Raw genomic sequence first — 18,734 nt, 5'->3', positions numbered from 1 at the left:
TCCCTCGGTGACGAGCCGTGATCGTGGCGGCCGGGTGCGACAGCCGGTCGGTCACCGGGGCGTGCGACGACTACGAGGTGACTTCCTGGTCCGGGGTCCGTCCCTCCAGGGACAGCAGCACCTCGTTCGGGGTGGCGCCGCCGAAACGGCGGTCCCGGGAGGCGAACTCGACGCAGGCCCGCCACAGGTCGCGGCGGTCGAAGTCGGGCCACAGGACGTCCTGGAAGACCATCTCCGCGTACGCGCTCTGCCAGATCAGGTAGTTGGAGGTACGCTGCTCGCCGCTCGGCCGCAGGAACAGGTCCACGTCCGGCATGTCCGGGTAGTACAGGTACTTCGCGAGGGTCTTCTCGTTGACCTTCGACGGGTCGAGCCGGCCGGCCTTCACGTCCTCGGCGAGCGCCTGCGCCGCGTCCGCGATCTCGGCCCGGCCGCCGTAGTTCATGCAGAAGTACAGGGTGAGCCGGTCGTTGTCCTTGGTCTGCTCCTGGGCGACCTGGAGCTCCTTGGCGACCGACTTCCACAGTTTGGGCATCCGGCCCACCCAGCGCACCCGGATGCCGAGCTCGTCGAGGGTGTCGCGGGTCTTGCGGATGAAGTCCCGGTTGAAGTTCATCAGGAAGCGGACCTCGTCGGGCGAGCGCTTCCAGTTCTCGGTGGAGAAGGCGTACAGCGAGATGTTGCGCACGCCCATCTCGACGGCGCCCTGCAGCACGTCGAGGACCTGCTCGGCGCCGACCTTGTGCCCCTCGGTGCGCGGCAGCCCGCGCTCCTTGGCCCAGCGCCCGTTGCCGTCCATGACGATCGCCACATGCTCGGGGACCAGCTCACCGGGGAGCTTCGGCGGCCGAGCGCCGGACGGGTGCGGCTCCGGAGTCCTGTACTCCCGACGCTGCCGCCCCAGGAACCCGCGTACGACCATGTGCCTCTCGTCTCCTTCGACGTTCGCTTGCTTATTTCTCGACGTACCGAAGGGAGCGCAGTCCGCGCTCCAGGTGCCAGTGCAGATAGGCGGACACCAGCCCGCTGCCCTCCCGGACGTGCCGCGGCTCGCACGCGTCGGCCGTCTCCCAGTCTCCCGTGAGCAGCGCGCCCAGGAGCACCAGGGTCTGCGGCGAGGGTACGACGCTGCCGGCCACCCGGCAGTCCGCGCACACGGAGCCGCCGGCGGCGACCGAGAAGAACCGGTTGGGCCCCGGCATCCCGCACCTGGCACAGTCCCCGAAGCTGGGGGCGTACCCGTTCACGGCCAGCGACCGCAGCAGGAACGCGTCCAGCACCAGGTGCGGGGCGTGCTCCCCGCGGGCCAGCGTCCGCAGCGCGCCCACGAGCAGCAGGTACTGCTGCACGGCCGGCTCGCCCTCGTGGTCGGTGAACCGCTCGGCGGTCTCCAGCATGGCCGTCCCGGCGGTGTAGCGGGCGTAGTCGGTGACGATGCCGCCGCCGTAGGGGGCGATGATCTCGCTCTGCGTGCACAGCGGCAGCCCGCGTCCGACCAGCTCGCTGCTGCCCCGCGCGAAGAACTGCACGTCGACGTGGGAGAACGGCTCGAGCCGCGCCCCGAACTTCGACTTCGTCCGCCGCACCCCCCGCGCCACCGCCCGCACCCGCCCGTGCCCGCGCGTGAGCAGCGTGATGATGCGATCCGCCTCACCCAGCTTCTGGGTGCGCAGCACGATCCCGTCATCGCGGAACAGACTCATACCCCCATTCTCGCCTACGCGCGAAGCAGGGCGTGCCCGAGCGTCGGGGGTAGGTCGGGATCGGACGGTCCCGACCTAGAGACGGCCCGGCAACCGATCTGTACGATCGAACGGCTTGGGGAGCAGGCCGACGAATGCGCTGGGGGCGGTGGCCCGCGCGTCGGCCACACGGCCGAGGGGGCGCGACGTAGTGAGCGCATGGTCCACCCGGGACGCGCGTGCAGACGATCTGCCGGGACTGAGCCGATTACTGGCAGAGACGTGCGACACCGCCGAGGTTCCGTCGTCGGCCCTGCTGGCCGAGTCGATCGCCGGAGGGCTGGTCCGGGTCGCCGAGTCCGACGGCGAGGTGGTCGGATGCGTCGCCGCGGAGCGGCCCTCCCCCGGACATGTGCGTCTGTCGGCGGCTGCCGTCCGCGACGGCCTGCGCCGGCAGGGGATCGCGCTCCGCCTCCTGGACGAACTGTCACTGCGCATCTCGGAGCGCGTCGGTCCGGCCCCGTTGGTCTCGGCTGTGATCGAGATCGCGGACATCCCGCTGTCGGGTCTCCTGCTGAAGAGCGGCTTCATCGGCACTCGCGTCATGCGCACCAGCAGGCACGCCGACGGAGTCTGCCTCCACTACCAGCACAAGAGACGCGTCGAGTACATAGACCCCGACACGCGGTATCTCGTCCCCCTGCGCGCGCAGACTCAACTGATCGAATCCCTGGGGTCGCAGGATCAGGCCGTGACCGCGCTGGTGTCCCTGCGGGGTGAGCCCGCGCTGGAGATCACGCGTTTCGAGCAGGACGACCCCGCAACCCTTCAGTCCGGTGAGGCCGCGGCGGGCATAGCGTTCTCCGGGGCGATACTGGCGGCGATCACGTTCCTCCTGGGTTTCGCCTTCACCTCGACACGATTCCCTGACGACGTGCGCCTTCTTCTGATCGGCGCGACCTTCAGCACAGTGTTGTCCCTGATCGTCTACGCCAGCGCCTCGGGAGAACTCGCGCGCATCCACTCGAACACGTTCGGGAGGATCATGAAATACGGCAACGTGCTCTCCGAGTTCGGCGGTGTGCTGCCGTTCCTCATCTCGCTCCCCGTCACCTACGCGCAGGCGAGCGGCGATCCGAGGACGACGATGGTCATGGCCGCCCTGCTGAGCGTGGGCATCGCCTGGTACGAGCGGTCGGAGTTCTCCATCGCCCACCGGTTCCGCAAGAGCATCGTGGAGATCGTTCTCATGGCGTTCACGGCGGCCTCGCCCCTCATCGGAGCGGCCGTCGTGGCTACGGACACCACCAGCTGGCCCTGGACCGCCGCGCTCGCCTGTGCGCTCTCCGCCCGGACCTGGCTGTATCTCTACCGTCGAGGTCCCGAGGCGGGGACGGCAGGGCGCCGTCAGTGGCAGGTCAGGGAGTGAGCGACGGCTCCTCTACTCGGCGGCGTGCAGCAGGTCGACGGCCTCACGGGCGCATCCCCAGGACAGGGTCAGCCCGGCGCCTCCATGGCCGTAGTTGTGCAGGACCAGTGCGCCGTCACGGTTTTCCGTGTCCAGCCGGACCCGGGGCCTGACCGGCCTGAGACCGACGCGGTGCCCCACCACCCGGGCGTCAGCGAGGGAAGGCTCGATCTGCGCACACCGTCGGAGGATGTCCGCGGCGGCAGCGCCATCGGGTCGCAGATCCCAGTTCCCCCGGTCCGAGGTACCGCCCAGGACCACCACGTCGGACTGCGGGTAGAAATACGTGAGTTCGTCGGCTTCCGGGGTGTCGTCACAGAAGAACGTCGTGATGCCGGGGTTCTCGACCACGACGAGTTGGCCGCGTACCGCCTCCACGGACGAGTCCCCGACCAGGGCTCGCGCGCCGGTTCCCGTGCAGTTCACGATGACGGGCGCCTCCGACAGCGCCTCTTCGAGTGAGGCGTAGCGGTGCTGTCGCAGCCGCCCGCCGGCCTGTGCCAACCGGTCGGCGAGATAGCCCATGTACCTGGGCATGTCGACGACGGGAGCACGGTAGCGCCACCCCTCGACATAACCCGGGCGCAGATCCCCTGGTGCACACGGTCCGGCATCCACCCAGGGAGCCCATGCCGGCACATCCCGCGGCACGCGGGACTCGTGCGTGCCTTCGACGAGACGGACCCCCGTGCCGTCGTCGGTTGCGAGCTCCAGCAGAAGGCTCAGCGTTTCCTTGCTCCAGCGCTCCACCAGGTCGGCGGGTTCGGCCAGAAACGGATCCCACGAGGCGCCCGCGGCGGCCGAGGTCGTGGCGCCGGGAAGCAGTTCGGCGTCCACCCGCACGTCCCGGCCCGCCTCCGCGAGGCTGACCGCCGTGGTGAGGCCGACCACGCCGGCACCGATCACTACCGCGGGTGCCGGCATCCTGACCTCCTCGACAGGCCCCCGGCTCGTGTGTCCGTCCCGAGGAGCGGTCAGTCTAGCCGCGGCGCTGCGCTACGCCGGAGCGCCGAACCGCCGTACGTAGCGCCGTTGCCAAGGCGTCTCCACCGCGTGGCGGTCGTAGTGGCGGCGGACGAAGGCGACCGCTTCCTTCGGGGGGACGCCGTCCAGGACGGCCAGGCAGGCGAGGGCGGTGCCGGTGCGGCCGCGGCCGCCGAAGCAGGCGATCTCCACGCGTTCGTCGGCCGCCCGGCGCCACGCCTCGGTGAGGGCCGTGCGGGCGTCGCCGCGGTCGGCGGGGAGGCGGAAGTCGGGCCAGTGGACCCAGCGGGACTCCCAGGGCGCCGCCGGGGGGCGCCGGCCCAGCAGGTAGAGGCCGTAGGCGGGGGCGGGCGCCGACGGGTCGAGCGGGCGGCGCAGGCCGCGGCCGCGGATCAGCCGGCCGGAGGGCAGGGCGAGCACTCCGGGGGCGTCCTCACTCCAGGCCCATGCGTCCTTGTGCATCACTCCATTCCAACGCGTTCGCCGGGACCGGGCAACCGATTCGGACCCCCCGGTGGTCTGGGGGGCGAGGAGGGTGCTTGATGCAGGCCGAACAAGAGGACCGGTTCCACGAGTTCGTCAGAGCGCGGTGGTCCCGGCTCGTGCGAACCGCGTATCTGCTCACGGGGGACGTCCATCACGCGGAGGACCTGACGCAGACCGCGCTGGCCAAGGCGTACCGGTCGTGGCGGCGGATATCGCGCAGCGACAGCCCGGAGGCGTACGTGCGGCGGATGCTGGTCACGTGCAACAGCGACCGGTTCCGCAAGCGGCGGGTCACCGAGGCGCTGACCGCGGCGCCGCCGGACCGGGCGGGGCTCGACGAGGGCGCGGGGCGGGTGGAGGAGCGTGGCTCGCTGCTCGCCGGACTCGCCCAACTGCCGCCCAGGCAACGGGCGGTGGTGGTGCTCCGGTACTGGGAGGACCTCTCCGAGGCGGAGGTGGCCGAGGTGCTCGGCTGCTCGACCGGCACGGTCAAGAGCCAGGCGTCGAAGGGTCTGGCCAAGTTGCGAACGTATCCGGGACTGTCCGCGGGCCGCACGTCGGCGGACGGTCGGGGGCAGGCAGAGCAAGGAGAGCGGGGAGACAGCGGTGAACGAGACAGGCGGGCACGAGGACTTCGGGTTCGAGGCGCGGATGCGTGAGCTGCTCGCGGAGGACGCGTACACCATCAGCCCGTCACCGGCGCCGTATCCGGCGATCCGGCAGCGGGGACTGGCCGAGCGGCGGCGGCGCGTGGCGCTGGCCGGTGCGGTGCTGGCGACGCTGGCCGCCGTGCCGGTGGGGGCGTACGCCGTGGCCGGCGGGAGCGGGGGGCGGGGCTCCGACACGGCGGCGACGAAGCCGTCGGCGAGCGTCCCGGGCGGCACGGCCGCGAACCCGGGCACGACGGGAGGCACGACGACGGGCTCGACGGGGGGCCCGGCGGCGGGCGGCGGCGCCTCCGGGCCCGCGCGGCCGGCGACGGACGGTCAGCTGCTGGACGGGATCACCTTCACGCAGGCGGCTGACGGTCTGGCAGCGTGCCTGAAAGCCGAGGGCGGGACGAAGGCCCGGCTGGGCAAGGCCCGGGACTACCGGATCATCCTCGCCGCGAAGAGCACGGGCGACTCCAACGCCCCCGGTGACGGCTTCCACGTCGTCGGCGTGAAGGAACAGCCGGCCGGCTTCCGGGTGGTGTGCGACATCGAGGGCGGCGTGGGCTCCGGCATCAGCGTCAGCTCGAGCGACGCGAACCCGGCGAACGTGGGCGTGGTGGTGCCCGATGCCAACGGCGGCGCCCTGTACCAGCAGTCGTACCTCGACAAGGGGCATTGGAAGCTGCCGTTCCGCTGGGCGGCCATCGGCACCGTCGAGCCGTCGGTGACCAAGGTGACCGTCTCCTACGGCGACGCGGGCCCGGTCGCCGCCACGCTCGACCACGGCTGGTTCGTGGCCGCCGGAATGCTGGACCGACAGGTCACCCTGGCCCCGCACGTCAAGGGTTACGACGGCGCGGGCACGCTCGTCTACGACTCCGACACGGACAGCACGTACCACCGGACGCTGCCGTAGGCGGTCACGCCCTGCCCGGTGTCACCAGTCCCGACTCGTAGGCCACGATGACCAGTTGGGCCCGGTCCCGGGCGCCCAGTTTGCCCATGATCCGGCTGACGTGGGTCTTGGCGGTGAGCGGGCTGAGGCCCAGCGCCTCGCCGATCTCGGTGTTGGTCAGCCCGCGCGCGACGAGGGCGAGCACCTCGCGCTCCCGCTCGGAGAGTCCCTCCGGTCCGCCGACCGCGGGTGGGCCGGCGGGACTGCGCAGGAACCGGGCGATCAGCCGGGCCGTCGGCCCTGGCGACAGCAACGCCTCGCCGGCGGCGACCGTGCGGATGGCGTCCAGGAGTTCGGCGGGCCGGGTGTCCTTCACCAGGAACCCGGAAGCGCCCGCGCGGAGCGCCTCGACGATGTTCGCGTCCGTGTCGTACGTGGTCAGGACCAGTACGCGGACCCCGGTCAGGGCCTCGTCGGCGGCGATCAGCCGGGTCGCCTCGATGCCGTCGAGATCGGGCATGCGGATGTCCATCACGACGAGGTCGGGCCGCTCGCCGCGGGCCCCCGCCAGCGCCTCCCGGCCGGTCCCGGCCTGCCCGACGACCTCCATGTCCGGCGCGGAGTCGACGAGCATCGCGAACGCGGCCCGGACCAGGGTCTGGTCGTCGGCCAGCAGCACCCGGATCGTCCGGCTCGCGGTCATCGGCTCTCCCCCGTCGGCAGCACGGCGCTCACCGCGAAGCCCCTCCCGTCGTCCCGCGGACCCGCGGTCAGCGTCCCGCCGACACTGCGGGCGCGTTCGCGCATGCCCACGAGACCGAAGCCCCGCGCCTCGTCGTCGACCCCGGACCGGTCGACGCCCGTGTCCGCACCCGGGGCCACCCGCGCGTCGGCCCCCGTCGCGACGCTCGGGGCGGCGGCGTTCGGGCCGGCACTCCTGACGCCGGCGCATGCCGCACCGGTACCGAGGCCTGTCGTACCGGTACCGACACCGGCCGTTCCCGTACCGAGTCCCGCCGCACCGGTACCGGCGACCGGCGTGCCGCTGTCCGCCGTGCCGGCGCCGCCCGCCCCGTCGTCGGTGATCTCGACCCGCACCGCGCCCCGTGTCTCGTACACCCGTACCCGCACCCCCACCGGCGCACCGTGCCGTCCGCCGTGCCGGACCGCGTTGGTCAGCGCTTCCTGGACGATCCGGTAGACGGCCGCGCCGACCGACGGCGGGGTTTGCGGCGACGTCACCTGCACCGAGAGGTCGACCTGCGCCCCGGCCGCCCGAGCCGTCTCCACGAGGTCGGCCAGGCCGTGCAGGCCGGGGAGCGGCCCGCGCGCGTCGAGGGCGCCGTTCTCGCGCAGCACCTCCAGCGTCGTACGGATCTCGGCGCGCGCACTGCGACAGGTCTCGGCGATGTCGTCGAGGGCCTTGGCCACGGCCGCGCGGTCGAGCCGCTCGGGGTCCGCCGTCAGGACGTGGGCGGCGACGGAGGTCTGCACACCGACCAGGGTGATGGTGTGCGCCAGCAGATCGTGCAGGTCACGGGCGATGCGCAGACGCTCCTCGGCGACCCGGCGGCGGGCCTCCTCGTCTCGGGTGCGCTCCGCGCGCTCGGCGCGCTCCACGATGGCGGCGACGTACTGGCGGTAGAAGCGGGCGCTCATGCCGCAGAACAGCACGGCGATGACCCAGCCGGAGATCCGCAGCACCTCCAGCACCCCGTCGGGGTTGGTGAGGGCGTTGGCGACCAGGGTCACGCCGAGGACGGCGGCGCCCGTGAGCAGCGTGCGGCGTGCCGTGCCGCTCGCCGCGACGGTGTAGAGCGCCACCATGGTCACGGCGAGGGGCGCGTCGTGATCGTAGTCGAGGACGTGGTACGGCACGATGCAGGCCACCACCACGAGCAGGGCCGTCAGCGGGGCGCGGCGGCGCCACACGAGTGGCACGTGGCCCGCGAGCAGCAGCGTCCAGCCGAGTGCGTGCGGACGGCCCTCATCGCCGGCGAGGGCTACGGCCGTGGCGAACAGGGCCGTCGCCGCGGCCAGCAGTGCGTCGGTGCGGGTGCGGTGCGGGGCGGTGCGGGGATCGCGGTTGATCACCGTCATGATCCGCTCGCCCCGCCGGGCACGCGCCGGTGTCGTGGTTGCCTGCACGGGACCATCCTGCGGCACCCGGGCGCCCCTCCGGTCAAGAGGGGCGCCCGGGCGCTCAGGCGAACTGCCGCTCACGGGCGGCGGTTTCGGGTTCCGGCGCCCGGGACAGCCGGCCCGGCCACCACACCGTCCGCCCCAGCGCCACGCTCGCGCTGGTCACCAGGTAGGTCCGCACGAGGAAGGTGTCCAGGAGCACGCCCACCGCGATCACGAAGCCCAGCTCGACGAGTTGCACGAGTCCCATGTTCGTCAGGACGGCGAAGGTCGCGGCGAGGACGAGCCCGGCGGAGGCGATGACCCCGCCGGTGGTGCGCAGCGCGGTCAGCGCCGCCGCGTCGGGTTCGGCGCCGCGCAGCGACTCCTCCCGCATCCGGTGCATCAGGAAGATGCCGTAGTCGACGCCGAGAGCGACCAGGAAGACGAAGGACAGCAGACCGAGCCCGGGATCCGTGCCCTCGAAGCCGAACACCGGCCCGAACACCAGCCCGCCGAGTCCGAGGGCCGCTCCCCACACCGCCACCACGGCGGCGACCAGCATCAACGGTGCGACCAGGGAGCGCAGCAGCAGGATCAGGATGAGCAGGACGGAGACGAGGACGATCGGCACGACGACGAGCCGGTCGCGGGCGTTGGCGTCCTCGAGGTCGATCTGCTGGGCGCTGGGTCCGCCGACGTAGGAGTCGGGCAACCGCTTCCGCAGTGCCTCGATCGTCGCCGTCTCGGCGGCGGACTGCGGTGGTGCGGCGGCGGTCACCGCGATCTCCGTCCAGCCGGCCGCGGTACGGCCCCGGCGGGCGTCGGCGACACCGTGCGTGTCCCGGATCGCGGCGAGGGCGGCGTCGGCCCGGCCGGCCGGGGTCAGCACGTCGACGGGCTGGGCGGACTGCTCGGGGAAGGCCTCGGCCAGGGTCTGCATGGCGACGACCGACTCGGGCCGGTCGACGAAGGAGTCCTGCTGCCTGACCGCGCCGGGCAGGTTGAGCGCGCCCAGTGCGAGCGCGCCGAGCAGCACGGCGCCGGCCGCCAGAACGGTCCGCGGGCGCCGCCCGGCCGAGGCGCCCATCGCGGCGAACAACGATCGGCGTGCTTTGGGCGTGCTGCCGTGGGCGGGAATGAGCGGCCAGAACACGCGGCGGCCCAGCAGGACGAGGAGCGCGGGCAGCAGCGTCAGCATCGTGACGAGCGCGCACAGCACACCCACCGTGCCCAGCGGGCCCATGCCCCGGTTGGAGTTGAGGTCGGCGGCGAGCAGGCACAGCAGTGCGGCGGCGACGGTCCCGGCGGAGGCGAGCACGGCCGGACCGCAGCCGCGCAGCGCGGCCCGCATGGCGTCGTAGGGCCGCTCGAAGCGCCGCAGCTCCTCCCGGTAGCGCGAGACGAGCAGCAGGGCGTAGTCCGTGCCGGCGCCGAAGACGAGGATGGTCATGATGCCCGAGCTCTGCCCCGACACCGTGGTGCCGAAGGTCTGGTTGAGGCCGTAGGCGACGCCCATGGAGAGGTAGTCGGCGATCCCGGCCACCGCGAGCGGCACCAGCCACAGCACGGGGCTGCGGTAGATGAGGATCAGCAGGAGGGCGACGACGCCGACGGTCGTGTAGAGCAGCGGGCCGCCGAGCGCGTCGTAGACCTTGGTGGCGTCCGTGGCCAGCGCGCCCGTGCCGCCCACCTCCACGGTCAGCCCGCCCCGGCTGTGGGCGACGTCCCGTACGTCCTCGACGAAGGCGTTCCGCTTGTCCTCGTCGGCGCCGGGCTCGTTGGTCGCGACCGGGTACATGAGCGTGGCGCCGTCGGCGGACGGGACGCCTCGCGGGGCCCCGGTCAGCGCGTGGTCCCCGGCGATCCGCGCGAGCTGCTGCTGCGCGGTCGTGCGGTCGGCGGCGGTCAGGCCGCCGTCGCGGTGGTAGACCAGCACCAGCTCGGTGCTCTCGCCGCCCGGCAGCTGCTCCTGGAGCCTCGCGGCCCGGGTCGAGTCGGCGCTCGCCGGCAGGTAGTCGGTGACCCGGTCGTGCTGCACGTCGGCGAGCGAGGCGGCGAACGGCGAGGCGAGCGCGAGCACGCCCGCCCACAGCACGAGCACGACCCAGGGGACGACGCTGCGCCCGCCCTTCGTCCGTCCGGTCCTGATGAAATCTCCGGCCCCCATGAACGGGACCTCCCTTCGGCGCGGCTGTCTGGCTTGCGTTCTCCAGACTTCCGGCGAGGGAGGGGCGGATCGTCGCGCCCGGGGGCGAGTTCGGGGGTACTCCCGGGGGTGGCCGGGCCGCCGCGCTACTCCCGGGGGAGTATCAGGACGGTGTGCGGGCCGCCGCCAGGAGGCGGGTCACGTCGTCCGCGCAGATCGTCAGGGCCGCGCCCACCGTCGCGAGGACCTCGCGTTCGGCCGGGGTGTAGGGACCGTCCGCGAGGGCGATCCGGGCGCCCTGCAGCAGGATCGATTCGCGGCCGACCGGTGCGAGGTGGGGGGTGAGCGGGTCGAGGGCCTCGTGGAGCTCTATGGCGAGCCCGGGGGCGTAGGGCTCGCCGTAGCTGCGGCCGGTGTCGGCGGCCAGCGCGTCGACGAGGGCGGCGAGCTGTTCCTCCGTGCAGTCGGCGAAGCCGGCCGCGCGGACCGCTCCCGCGGCCGTCTCGAGGGCGGTGCGGGCGCAGCCGCCGCCCGCGGACAGCACCGCGAGGGCGACGGTGTGGACGGCGTCGCGAAGCATCGCCGAGAAGCGGACGGTGGTGGGGTGGTCGAGGGCGTCGGCGCCGAAGTGCCGGTGGCAGGCCGCGCACTCGACGACCGGGCCGGTCTCGCCGCGCGGCAGGACGGGCACGCCGAGCACGGTGAAGCGGCGCTGGCCGGTCAGCCGCTGGTAGTTGCGGTCTCCGCCGCAGCCCGGGCAGAAGAACTCGCCGTCGCCGACGGGCGTCCACGCGGTGCGGGTGCCCAGGATGCGGGCACCCCTGGTGACACGGCCGTCTCGTCCCCGTTCTGGCAGCACGTCGCACCTCCATCAGCCGCGGCAACATCGCCGCACGCCCCCGTGATGTTAGCCACATCATTGAGGTGTAGTCAGCACCCAGGACGAGACCTCTCCGTGACCTTCACGGTCGGATGGCCGATATACGACGGGGTCCCGGCCGCCGGGTACGGCGACCGGGACCTCGAACCACCGATCAGGGTGTTCAGCGGCTCGCGCGGTTGACGGCCGAGACGACCGCCTTCAGCGACGCACGCGTCGTGTTCGCGTCGATGCCGATGCCCCACAGGACCTTGTCGCCGATCGCGCACTCGATGTAGGAGGCGGCCTGCGCGGAGGCGCCCTCGCTCATCGTGTGCTCCTGGTAGTCCAGCAGGCGTACGTCGACGCCGACGGACTGCAGGGCGTCGAAGAAGGCCGAGATCGGACCGTTGCCGGTACCGGTCAGGACGGTGTCCTCGCCGTCCACCGTGGCCTCGACGGTCAGGGTGTCCACGCCGTCGGTGTCGGTGGTCGACTGGCCGGTGCGGACCTGGATGCGGCCCCACGGGTTCTCGGGGTTCGGCAGGTACTCGTCCTGGAAGACGGACCAGATGGCGCTGCCGGTGACCTCGCCGCCCTCGGCGTCCGTCTTGGCCTGGATGAGCCTGGAGAACTCGATCTGCATCCGGCGGGGCAGGTCCAGCTTGTGGTCGTTCTTCAGGACGTACGCGATACCGCCCTTGCCGGACTGCGAGTTGACGCGGATGACCGCCTCGTAGGAGCGGCCGACGTCCTTCGGGTCGATCGGCAGGTACGGGACGGCCCACTCGATGTCGTCGACGGTGACGCCCTTGGCGGCCGCGTCTGCCTCCATGGCGTCGAAGCCCTTCTTGATGGCGTCCTGGTGGGAGCCGGAGAAGGACGTGTAGACCAGGTCGCCCACGTACGGGTGGCGCGGGTGGACCTCCATCTGGTTGCAGTACTCCCACGTGCGACGGATCTCGTCGATGTCGGAGAAGTCGATCTGCGGGTCGACGCCCTGGGAGAACAGGTTCATGCCCAGGGTGACCAGGTCGACGTTGCCGGTGCGCTCGCCCTGCCCGAACAGACAGCCCTCGACGCGGTCGGCGCCGGCCATCAGCGCCAGTTCGGCGGCGGCGACGGCGGTGCCGCGGTCGTTGTGCGGGTGGACGGATACGACGACGTGCTCGCGGCGGGAGAGGTTGCGGCTCATCCACTCGAAGCGGTCGGCGTGGGTGGAGGGCGTGGAGCGCTCGACGGTGGCCGGCAGGTTCAGGATGATCTCGCGGCCCGGACCGGGCTGGTAGACGTCCATCACCGCCTCGCAGACCTCCAGGGCGAAGTCCAGCTCGGTGTCGGTGAAGATCTCGGGGCTGTACTGGTAGCCGAACTCGGTCTCCGGGCCCAGCAGCTTCTCCGCGTACTCCATGACCAGGCGGGTGCCGTCGACGGCGATCTGCTTGATGTCGTCCTTGGAGCCGCGGAAGACGACCCGGCGGAAGACGGGCGCGGTGGCGTTGTACAGGTGGACGGTCGCCCGCCTGGCGCCCTTCAGGGACTCCACGGTCCGCTCGATCAGGTCCTCACGGGCCTGGGTCAGTACGGAGATCGTGACGTCGTCCGGGATCGCGCCCTCTTCCTCGATGATCGAGCGCACGAAGTCGAAGTCGGTCTGTCCGGAGGCCGGGAAGCCGACCTCGATCTCCTTGTAGCCCATCTTGACCAGCTGGTCGAACATCCGGCGCTTGCGCTCGGGCGACATGGGGTCGATCAGGGCCTGGTTGCCGTCGCGCAGGTCGGTGGAGAGCCAGCGGGGGGCGGCGGTGATCCGGTTGTTCGGCCAGGTGCGGTCGGGGATGTCGACCTGGTCGTACTGCCCGTACTTGTGGATCGGCATCTGGCTGGGCTGCTGGCGGTTCGCCATGGGGCGTTGGCTCCTCGGGGTGACCGGAGATGTCCGGACGGAAGGACGGCCGACACGCAACACCAAGCTCCGCGGGGAGGGGGTCGGCCTCGACTACAGGCCCTCGCCGCGGCAGCTAAGGAGAAGCAGCCCGAAACGCATAGTGCTCCGCAGCCTAGCCGAGCCGCATCTGTCGCGGTGGTCCGTATCAGTATGCGGGACCACCGGGAGCAACTGAAGGGAAAAGGGACGAAACGTGCGCCATACCACTTGAAGCCAGGAATCTGCCGTGTTTGTCACCGTTTTTCACCGATCATGGTTGCCTGTCGTGACAGTTGCGTCACAGAGTGCAAGGGTGCCGGGCATGACGACTCACGGGGGCTTCGAGCCCGTCTTCTGCACCGTCGTACCGCCGCACCTCCTGCACCGGCTGGCGCGCAACGACGACCCCGCGCTCTCCGGTCCCGCCCGGCGCACCCTCCTGCGCGACCTGGAGCTGCGCGGCCTGCGCCAGGTGACCACCGAGTTCCGCCTGGCCGCCGCCCCGGCCGTGAAGGCCCCCTCCGACCAGCCGCTGCGCACGATCTACGACTGCGGGCACGGCACCGACCTGCCCGGCGACAAGGTCCGCTCCGAGGGCCAGGACCCCGGCCGGGACGCGACCGTCAACCGCGCCTACTCCGGGCTCGGCGCCACCTTCGACCTCTATCTGAAGGCCTACCGGCGGCACTCCATCGACGACGACGGCCTCCCGCTGGACGCCAGCGTCCACTACGACGAGGGCTACAACAACGCCTTCTGGAACGGCGAGCAGATGGTGTTCGGCGACGGCGACGGCGAGATCTTCCTCGACTTCACCAACTCGATCGACGTCATCGGGCACGAGCTCACCCACGGCGTCACGCAGTACACGGCGAACCTGACCTACTACGGGCAGCCCGGCGCCCTGAACGAGTCGATGTCCGACGTCTTCGGCTCGCTCATCAAGCAGTACTCGCTCGGCCAGACCGCCGCCGAGGCCGACTGGCTGATCGGCGCGGGCCTGCTCGCCCCGGACGTCACCGGCTCCGCCCTGCGCTCGATGAAGGCCCCGGGCACCGCGTACGACGACGACGTCCTCGGCAAGGACCCGCAGCCCGCGACCATGGACGAGTACGTCCGCACCGGCCGCGACAACGGCGGCGTGCACATCAACTCGGGCATCCCCAACCACGCGTTCTACCTGGCCGCCGCCGCTCTCGGCGGATACGCCTGGGAGAAGGCGGGACAGATCTGGTACGACGTCCTGACCGGCGGCGAACTCGGCGACCGGGCCTTCTTCACCGATTTCGCCGCACTGACGGTGAAGGCGGCGCGCGAGCGGTTCGGCGACGGCGGCGACGAGTTCCAGGCCGTGCAGAAGGCGTGGGAGCAGGTGGGGGTGCGGATCCTGTAGTTCCGTACTACACAGGGACCCATGCGTATTCAGGTGAGGCGCACGGGCGGGTTCGCGGGCATCGAGCGGCAGGCCGAGGTGGACACGGCGGGGCGGCCCGACGCCGGCGAGTGGCATGCCCTGGCCGACCAGGCGGTCGCCGCCGGCCGGGGCACGCCCCCGCAGGGCGTGCCGGACGGCTTCCAGTACGAGATCACGGTGGACGGGCGGACCGTCCACGCGGCCGACCCGCGACTGACGTCGCAGCAGCGCGAGCTGATCACGAGAGTGCTGAAGGAAGGCGCCTGATCGGCAGTTCCCGTAAGGGCGTTGACTTCCTTACCCATGGGTAAGGATGATCCCGACCATGGCGAACGACACGCGCGAGGCGGCGCATCCGATCCCCCGATTCCCGGCCGACTTCCTGTGGGGGGTCTCCACGTCCGCACACCAGATCGAAGGTGCGGTGGACGGGCGCGAACCGTCCGTCTGGGACGTCTTCACGGCCGAGCCGGGACGGGTGAAGGACGGCTCCACGGCGGCGGTGGCGTGCGACCACGTCCGCCGTCACGGCGAGGACGTGGCCCTCCTCGCGGGCCTCGGCGTCAACGCCTACCGCTTCTCCGTGTCCTGGCCGCGGGTCAACGCCCCCGGCGGCCTCGACTTCTACGACCGACTCGTGGACGAACTGCTGGCGGCGGGCGTCCGACCGGTGCCCACCCTCTTCCACTGGGACCTGCCGGCGGACCTGGACTGGCTGGAACGGGACACGGCCTCCAGGTTCGCGGAGTACGCGTCCGTGGTGGTGGACCGGCTCGGGGACCGCGTCACGAAGTGGATCACCCTCAACGAGCCCGCCGAGCACACCCTGCTGGGCCACGCTCTCGGCACCCACGCCCCCGGCAAGCAGCTCCTCTTCGACGCGCTGCCGGCCGCCCACCACCAGCTGCTCGGCCACGGTCTCGCCGTGCAGGCGCTGCGCGCGGCCGGCGCCGCGGACATCGGCATCGCCAACTCGCACGGCCCGACCTGGCCGGCCTCGCAGGAGCCCGCCGACCTGGAGGCCGCGGCTTTCTACGACCTGCTGCTCAACCGTCTGTTCGCCGAGCCGCTGCTGCTCGGCGCGTACCCGGAGGGCATCGGCGAGCTGATGCCGGGCGACGTCGCGGCCGACCTGAAGATCATCGGCGAGCCCCTCGACTGGTACGGCGTCAACTACTACGCCCCGACCCGGGTGGGCGCCCCGCAGGGCACCGAGATCGAGTTCGGCGGCATCACCATGCCGGCCGAGCTCCCCTTCTCCGTGCGGGAGATCGAGGGCGTCCCGGTGACCGACTTCGGCTGGCCGGTCGTCCCCGAGGGCCTGACCGAACTCCTGACGACCTTCAAGGACCGCTACGGCGACCGCCTCCCGCCGGTCGTCATCACCGAGAACGGCTGCTCCTACGAGGGCCTCGACGACCAGGCCCGGATCGCCTACCTGGACGGCCACCTCCGCGCCCTGCACCGGGCCCTGGAGGCCGGCGTCGACGTGCGCGGCTACTTCGTCTGGTCGCTGCTGGACAACTTCGAGTGGGCGGAGGGCTACGCACGGCGCTTCGGGCTCGTCCACGTCGACTTCGCGACGCAGGTCCGCACCCCGAAGGCGTCCTACGCCTGGCTGCGGGACGTCCTCCAGGCGCAGGGATGACGACGGCGGACAGGGTCCCGGCGGCAGCCCTGGCCGAGCCCGTCGAACGGGTGGGCCGCGGCTGGACGTCGGCCCTGTCCCTCGCCAACGGGGCGATCTGGGTGGGCTGGTACGGGCCCCTGCAGATCCTCCTGGCCTCCCAGGCCGAGGACTTCGCGCCCGGCTCCGGCATGTCGAAGGAGGCGATGCTGGCCTGGGTGACGGGCGTCGGCGCGGTCGTCTCGCTGGCGGCGAACCCGCTCTTCGGCGCGCTGTCGGACCGCACGACGTCCCGCCGGGGCCGCCGCACCCCGTGGATCGTCGCCGGGACGGCGGGCGGCGCCCTGTCGCTGCTGCTGCTCGCGGGCGCGCGCGGGGTCTGGACGATGGCGCTGGGCTGGTGCCTGGTGCAGCTGACGCTGAACGCCGCCTTCGCGGCGGTGACGGCGGCCGTCCCCGACCGGGTCCCCCGGCTCCAGCGGGGTTCGGTGGGCGGCTGGCTGGGGGTCGCGCAGATCCTCGGTGTGGTCGGCGGCACGGGGCTCGCGACGGCCGCCGGAGGCGTCGGGGCGGGATATGTGGCGTGCGCGGTGTTCACGGCGCTGGGCGTGCTGCCGTACGTCCTGCGCTACGAGGACCTGCGGCTGGCGGAGGCGGACCGGCCGGCCTGGTCCTGGCGGGGCTTCGCGGCCGGCTTCTGGCTGAGCCCGCGCCGGTACCCCGACCTCGGGTGGGCGTGGCTGACCCGCTTCCTGATGAACCTGAGCAACGCGCTGGTACTGCTCTACCTGCTCTACTACCTGCGCGACCGCCTGCACCACGCGGACCCGGAAGGGGGCGTGCTGATCCTGACGGCGGTGAACGGGCTGACGCTGCTCGCCACGGTCGTCGTCGGGGGCGTCTGGTCGGACCGGATCGGCCGGCGCAAGCCGTTCGTGATCTGGTCCGGCGTGCTGATGGCGGTGGCGACGGCGATGCTGGCCGCCTGGCAGACCTGGCCGGGAGCGATCGTGGCGGCGGCGGTGCTGGGCGTCGGCTTCGGCGTGTTCACCTCGGTGGACTTCGCGCTGATGACGGACGTGCTGCCGAAGGCCGGGGACCGCGGCAAGGACCTGGGCGTCATCAACGTGGCCAACGCCCTGCCCCAGGTCGCCGCGCCCGCCCTCGCCGCCCCGATCGTGACGTACCTGGGCGGCTACCGGATGCTGTACCTGGTGTCCGCCGTGATCTGCCTGGCGGGAGCGCTGCTCGTGGGGCGGATCAGAGGGGTGGACTGAGGCGCCGGCCGACCGGCCCGTCGAGCCGGTGCGTGCCGCCGCCGCGTGACGACGACGGCCGCGCCGCCCGCTCGCGCCCTCAGAAGCCCAGTTTGCGCAGCTGCTTGGGGTCGCGCTGCCAGTCCTTGGCCACCTTCACATGGAGGTCCAGGAAGACCGGCGTGCCCAGCAGCGCCTCGATCTGCTTGCGGGACTTGATGCCGACGTCCTTCAGACGCTTGCCCTTGGGGCCGATGATGATGCCCTTCTGGCTGGGGCGCTCGATGTAGATGTTGGCGTGGATGTCGAGCAGCGGCTTCTCGGCGGGGCGGTCCTCACGCGGGAGCATCTCCTCGACGACGACCGCGATGGAGTGCGGCAGCTCGTCTCGGACGCCCTCCAGCGCCGCCTCGCGGATCAGCTCGGCGACCATCACCTGCTCGGGCTCGTCGGTCAGGTCGCCCTCGGGGTACAGCGGCGGGCTGTCCGGCATCATCGGGATGAGCAGGTCGGCCAGCAGCTCGACCTGCTCGCCGGCGACCGCCGAGACCGGCACGATCTGCGCCCACTCGATGCCCAGCTCCTTGCCGAGCAGGTCGATGGCGATGAGCTGCTCGGCGAGCGCCTTGGAGTCCACGAGGTCGGTCTTGGTGACGACCGCGATCTTCGGCGTCCGCTTGATCCCGGCCAGCTCCTTGGCGATGAACCGGTCGCCGGGGCCCAGCTTCTCGTTGGCCGGCAGGCAGAAGCCGATGACGTCGACCTCGGCCCAGGTGGCGCGCACGACGTCGTTCAGCCGCTCGCCGAGCAGGGTGCGCGGCTTGTGCAGCCCCGGCGTGTCCACCAGGATCAGCTGGGCCTCGGGGCGGTGCACGATGCCCCGCACCGTGTGCCGCGTGGTCTGCGGACGGTTCGAGGTGATCGCCACCTTCTTCCCGACCAGAGCGTTCGTGAGGGTGGACTTGCCGGCGTTGGGGCGGCCCACGAAGCAGGCGAAGCCGGCACGGTGTACGGACTCGGCCGGCTGCTCGGATGACTGGTTGCGAACGCTCATGGCCCCCATTCTCCCTGATCCGCAAAGCACCGCCGTACACACGAGCGGTCGGGCCCCGGACGGTGAGCTCCCGGAAACCTCCACGCAACGAAACGTCACGGAAACACACACGTGCACTGGAGGAAACGCGGGGCGGTGACCCTCTGACGAGCCCCCGCA

17 protein-coding genes are annotated in these 18,734 nt (G+C 71.9%); 7 read left to right on the top strand and 10 right to left on the bottom strand.

Annotated elements, in window-relative coordinates:
* Positions 1–70: 70 nt before the first annotated feature.
* The gene (locus OHS82_RS28195) at positions 71–922 is read right to left on the bottom strand and encodes an isoprenyl transferase (RefSeq protein ID WP_057574748.1); all 852 of its coding nucleotides are present in this window, start codon (positions 920–922) and stop codon (positions 71–73) included.
* Between the two features lie 31 nt (positions 923–953).
* The gene (gene recO, locus OHS82_RS28190; RefSeq protein WP_057574747.1) at positions 954–1,703 is read right to left on the bottom strand and encodes a DNA repair protein RecO; all 750 of its coding nucleotides are present in this window, start codon (positions 1,701–1,703) and stop codon (positions 954–956) included.
* Positions 1,704–1,893: 190 nt separating this feature from the next.
* On the opposite strand from recO, the gene OHS82_RS28185 reads away from it, so the two are divergent.
* The gene (locus tag OHS82_RS28185) at positions 1,894–3,111 is read left to right on the top strand and encodes a GNAT family N-acetyltransferase (RefSeq protein WP_057574746.1); all 1,218 of its coding nucleotides are present in this window, start codon (positions 1,894–1,896) and stop codon (positions 3,109–3,111) included.
* 12 nt (positions 3,112–3,123) lie between these two features.
* Here the strand turns inward: OHS82_RS28185 and OHS82_RS28180 are convergent, their stop codons facing one another.
* Both OHS82_RS28180 and OHS82_RS28175 read right to left on the bottom strand, forming a co-directional pair.
* Positions 3,124–4,074: an FAD-dependent oxidoreductase gene (locus tag OHS82_RS28180; protein WP_057574745.1), complete on the bottom strand. Its 951-nt coding sequence runs from the start codon at positions 4,072–4,074 to the stop codon at positions 3,124–3,126.
* Positions 4,075–4,146: 72 nt separating this feature from the next.
* Positions 4,147–4,596: a protein-tyrosine phosphatase family protein gene (locus OHS82_RS28175; RefSeq protein WP_057574744.1), complete on the bottom strand. Its 450-nt coding sequence runs from the start codon at positions 4,594–4,596 to the stop codon at positions 4,147–4,149.
* Between the two features lie 80 nt (positions 4,597–4,676).
* On the opposite strand from OHS82_RS28175, the gene OHS82_RS28170 reads away from it, so the two are divergent.
* Both OHS82_RS28170 and OHS82_RS28165 read left to right on the top strand, forming a co-directional pair.
* Positions 4,677–5,279 (top strand): SigE family RNA polymerase sigma factor, encoded by a 603-nt coding sequence (locus tag OHS82_RS28170; RefSeq protein WP_057574743.1) that lies wholly within the window; start codon positions 4,677–4,679, stop codon positions 5,277–5,279.
* A complete protein-coding gene (locus OHS82_RS28165; RefSeq protein ID WP_328434765.1) occupies positions 5,227–6,189 on the top strand; it encodes a hypothetical protein in 963 nt (320 codons plus the stop codon). Before OHS82_RS28170 ends, OHS82_RS28165 begins: the two co-directional genes overlap by 53 nt.
* A 4-nt stretch (positions 6,190–6,193) precedes the next feature.
* On the opposite strand, the gene OHS82_RS28160 is transcribed toward OHS82_RS28165, so the two are convergent.
* The 5 genes from OHS82_RS28160 to leuA form a co-directional block, all read right to left on the bottom strand.
* Complete coding sequence (locus OHS82_RS28160) at positions 6,194–6,871, bottom strand: response regulator transcription factor (protein WP_328434764.1); 678 nt, start codon at positions 6,869–6,871, stop codon at positions 6,194–6,196.
* Positions 6,868–8,268 carry a sensor histidine kinase gene (locus OHS82_RS28155; RefSeq protein WP_328436115.1) on the bottom strand — a complete coding sequence of 467 codons (1,401 nt, stop codon included), beginning with the start codon at positions 8,266–8,268 and terminating at the stop codon, positions 6,868–6,870. Before OHS82_RS28155 ends, OHS82_RS28160 begins: the two co-directional genes overlap by 4 nt.
* A gap of 103 nt (positions 8,269–8,371) precedes the next feature.
* Positions 8,372–10,459, bottom strand: a complete 2,088-nt coding sequence (locus OHS82_RS28150) for an MMPL family transporter (RefSeq protein WP_057574741.1) — start codon at positions 10,457–10,459, stop codon at positions 8,372–8,374.
* Positions 10,460–10,601: 142 nt separating this feature from the next.
* Positions 10,602–11,297, bottom strand: coding sequence for a TerB family tellurite resistance protein (locus tag OHS82_RS28145; RefSeq protein WP_057574740.1), 696 nt, complete (start codon positions 11,295–11,297; stop codon positions 10,602–10,604).
* A 184-nt stretch (positions 11,298–11,481) separates the two neighbouring features.
* Positions 11,482–13,203, bottom strand: coding sequence for a 2-isopropylmalate synthase (leuA, locus tag OHS82_RS28140; RefSeq protein ID WP_057574739.1), 1,722 nt, complete (start codon positions 13,201–13,203; stop codon positions 11,482–11,484).
* Between the two features lie 343 nt (positions 13,204–13,546).
* Here leuA and OHS82_RS28135 point away from each other — a divergent pair, with 343 nt between their 5' ends.
* From OHS82_RS28135 to OHS82_RS28120, 4 genes are read left to right on the top strand one after another with little or no spacing between them, the layout of a single operon-like run.
* Entirely contained in the window at positions 13,547–14,617 is a 1,071-nt protein-coding gene (locus tag OHS82_RS28135; protein WP_057574738.1) for a M4 family metallopeptidase, read from the top strand.
* Positions 14,618–14,638: 21 nt separating this feature from the next.
* The gene (locus OHS82_RS28130) at positions 14,639–14,905 is read left to right on the top strand and encodes a protealysin inhibitor emfourin (RefSeq protein WP_057574737.1); all 267 of its coding nucleotides are present in this window, start codon (positions 14,639–14,641) and stop codon (positions 14,903–14,905) included.
* A gap of 58 nt (positions 14,906–14,963) precedes the next feature.
* Complete coding sequence (locus OHS82_RS28125; protein ID WP_057574736.1) at positions 14,964–16,286, top strand: GH1 family beta-glucosidase; 1,323 nt, start codon at positions 14,964–14,966, stop codon at positions 16,284–16,286.
* Positions 16,283–17,542, top strand: coding sequence for an MFS transporter (locus OHS82_RS28120; RefSeq protein WP_328434763.1), 1,260 nt, complete (start codon positions 16,283–16,285; stop codon positions 17,540–17,542). The genes OHS82_RS28125 and OHS82_RS28120 overlap by 4 nt, the downstream gene beginning before the upstream one ends.
* Before the next feature lie 79 nt (positions 17,543–17,621).
* Here OHS82_RS28120 and era read toward each other — a convergent pair whose 3' ends face one another.
* The gene (era, locus tag OHS82_RS28115) at positions 17,622–18,575 is read right to left on the bottom strand and encodes a GTPase Era (RefSeq protein WP_057574734.1); all 954 of its coding nucleotides are present in this window, start codon (positions 18,573–18,575) and stop codon (positions 17,622–17,624) included.
* Positions 18,576–18,734: the final 159 nt, after the last annotated feature.

The sequence above is a fragment of the Streptomyces sp. NBC_00425 genome (genome assembly GCF_036030735.1).
Taxonomy (GTDB): Bacteria; Actinomycetota; Actinomycetes; order Streptomycetales; family Streptomycetaceae; genus Streptomyces.
This window is presented reverse-complemented; position numbering and strand designations above follow the sequence as displayed.

Coding starts and splice junctions, on each gene's coding strand:
- OHS82_RS28150 (WP_057574741.1), bottom strand. CDS start 10,459: ATGGGGGCCGGAGATTTCATCAGGACCGGACGGACGAAGGGCGGGCGC.
- OHS82_RS28125 (WP_057574736.1), top strand. CDS start 14,964: ATGGCGAACGACACGCGCGAGGCGGCGCATCCGATCCCCCGATTCCCG.
- OHS82_RS28195 (WP_057574748.1), bottom strand. CDS start 922: ATGGTCGTACGCGGGTTCCTGGGGCGGCAGCGTCGGGAGTACAGGACT.
- OHS82_RS28135 (WP_057574738.1), top strand. CDS start 13,547: ATGACGACTCACGGGGGCTTCGAGCCCGTCTTCTGCACCGTCGTACCG.
- OHS82_RS28170 (WP_057574743.1), top strand. CDS start 4,677: ATGCAGGCCGAACAAGAGGACCGGTTCCACGAGTTCGTCAGAGCGCGG.
- recO (WP_057574747.1), bottom strand. CDS start 1,703: ATGAGTCTGTTCCGCGATGACGGGATCGTGCTGCGCACCCAGAAGCTG.
- OHS82_RS28160 (WP_328434764.1), bottom strand. CDS start 6,871: ATGACCGCGAGCCGGACGATCCGGGTGCTGCTGGCCGACGACCAGACC.
- OHS82_RS28180 (WP_057574745.1), bottom strand. CDS start 4,074: ATGCCGGCACCCGCGGTAGTGATCGGTGCCGGCGTGGTCGGCCTCACC.
- OHS82_RS28120 (WP_328434763.1), top strand. CDS start 16,283: ATGACGACGGCGGACAGGGTCCCGGCGGCAGCCCTGGCCGAGCCCGTC.
- OHS82_RS28130 (WP_057574737.1), top strand. CDS start 14,639: ATGCGTATTCAGGTGAGGCGCACGGGCGGGTTCGCGGGCATCGAGCGG.
- era (WP_057574734.1), bottom strand. CDS start 18,575: ATGAGCGTTCGCAACCAGTCATCCGAGCAGCCGGCCGAGTCCGTACAC.
- OHS82_RS28175 (WP_057574744.1), bottom strand. CDS start 4,596: ATGCACAAGGACGCATGGGCCTGGAGTGAGGACGCCCCCGGAGTGCTC.
- OHS82_RS28155 (WP_328436115.1), bottom strand. CDS start 8,268: ATGACGGTGATCAACCGCGATCCCCGCACCGCCCCGCACCGCACCCGC.
- leuA (WP_057574739.1), bottom strand. CDS start 13,203: ATGGCGAACCGCCAGCAGCCCAGCCAGATGCCGATCCACAAGTACGGG.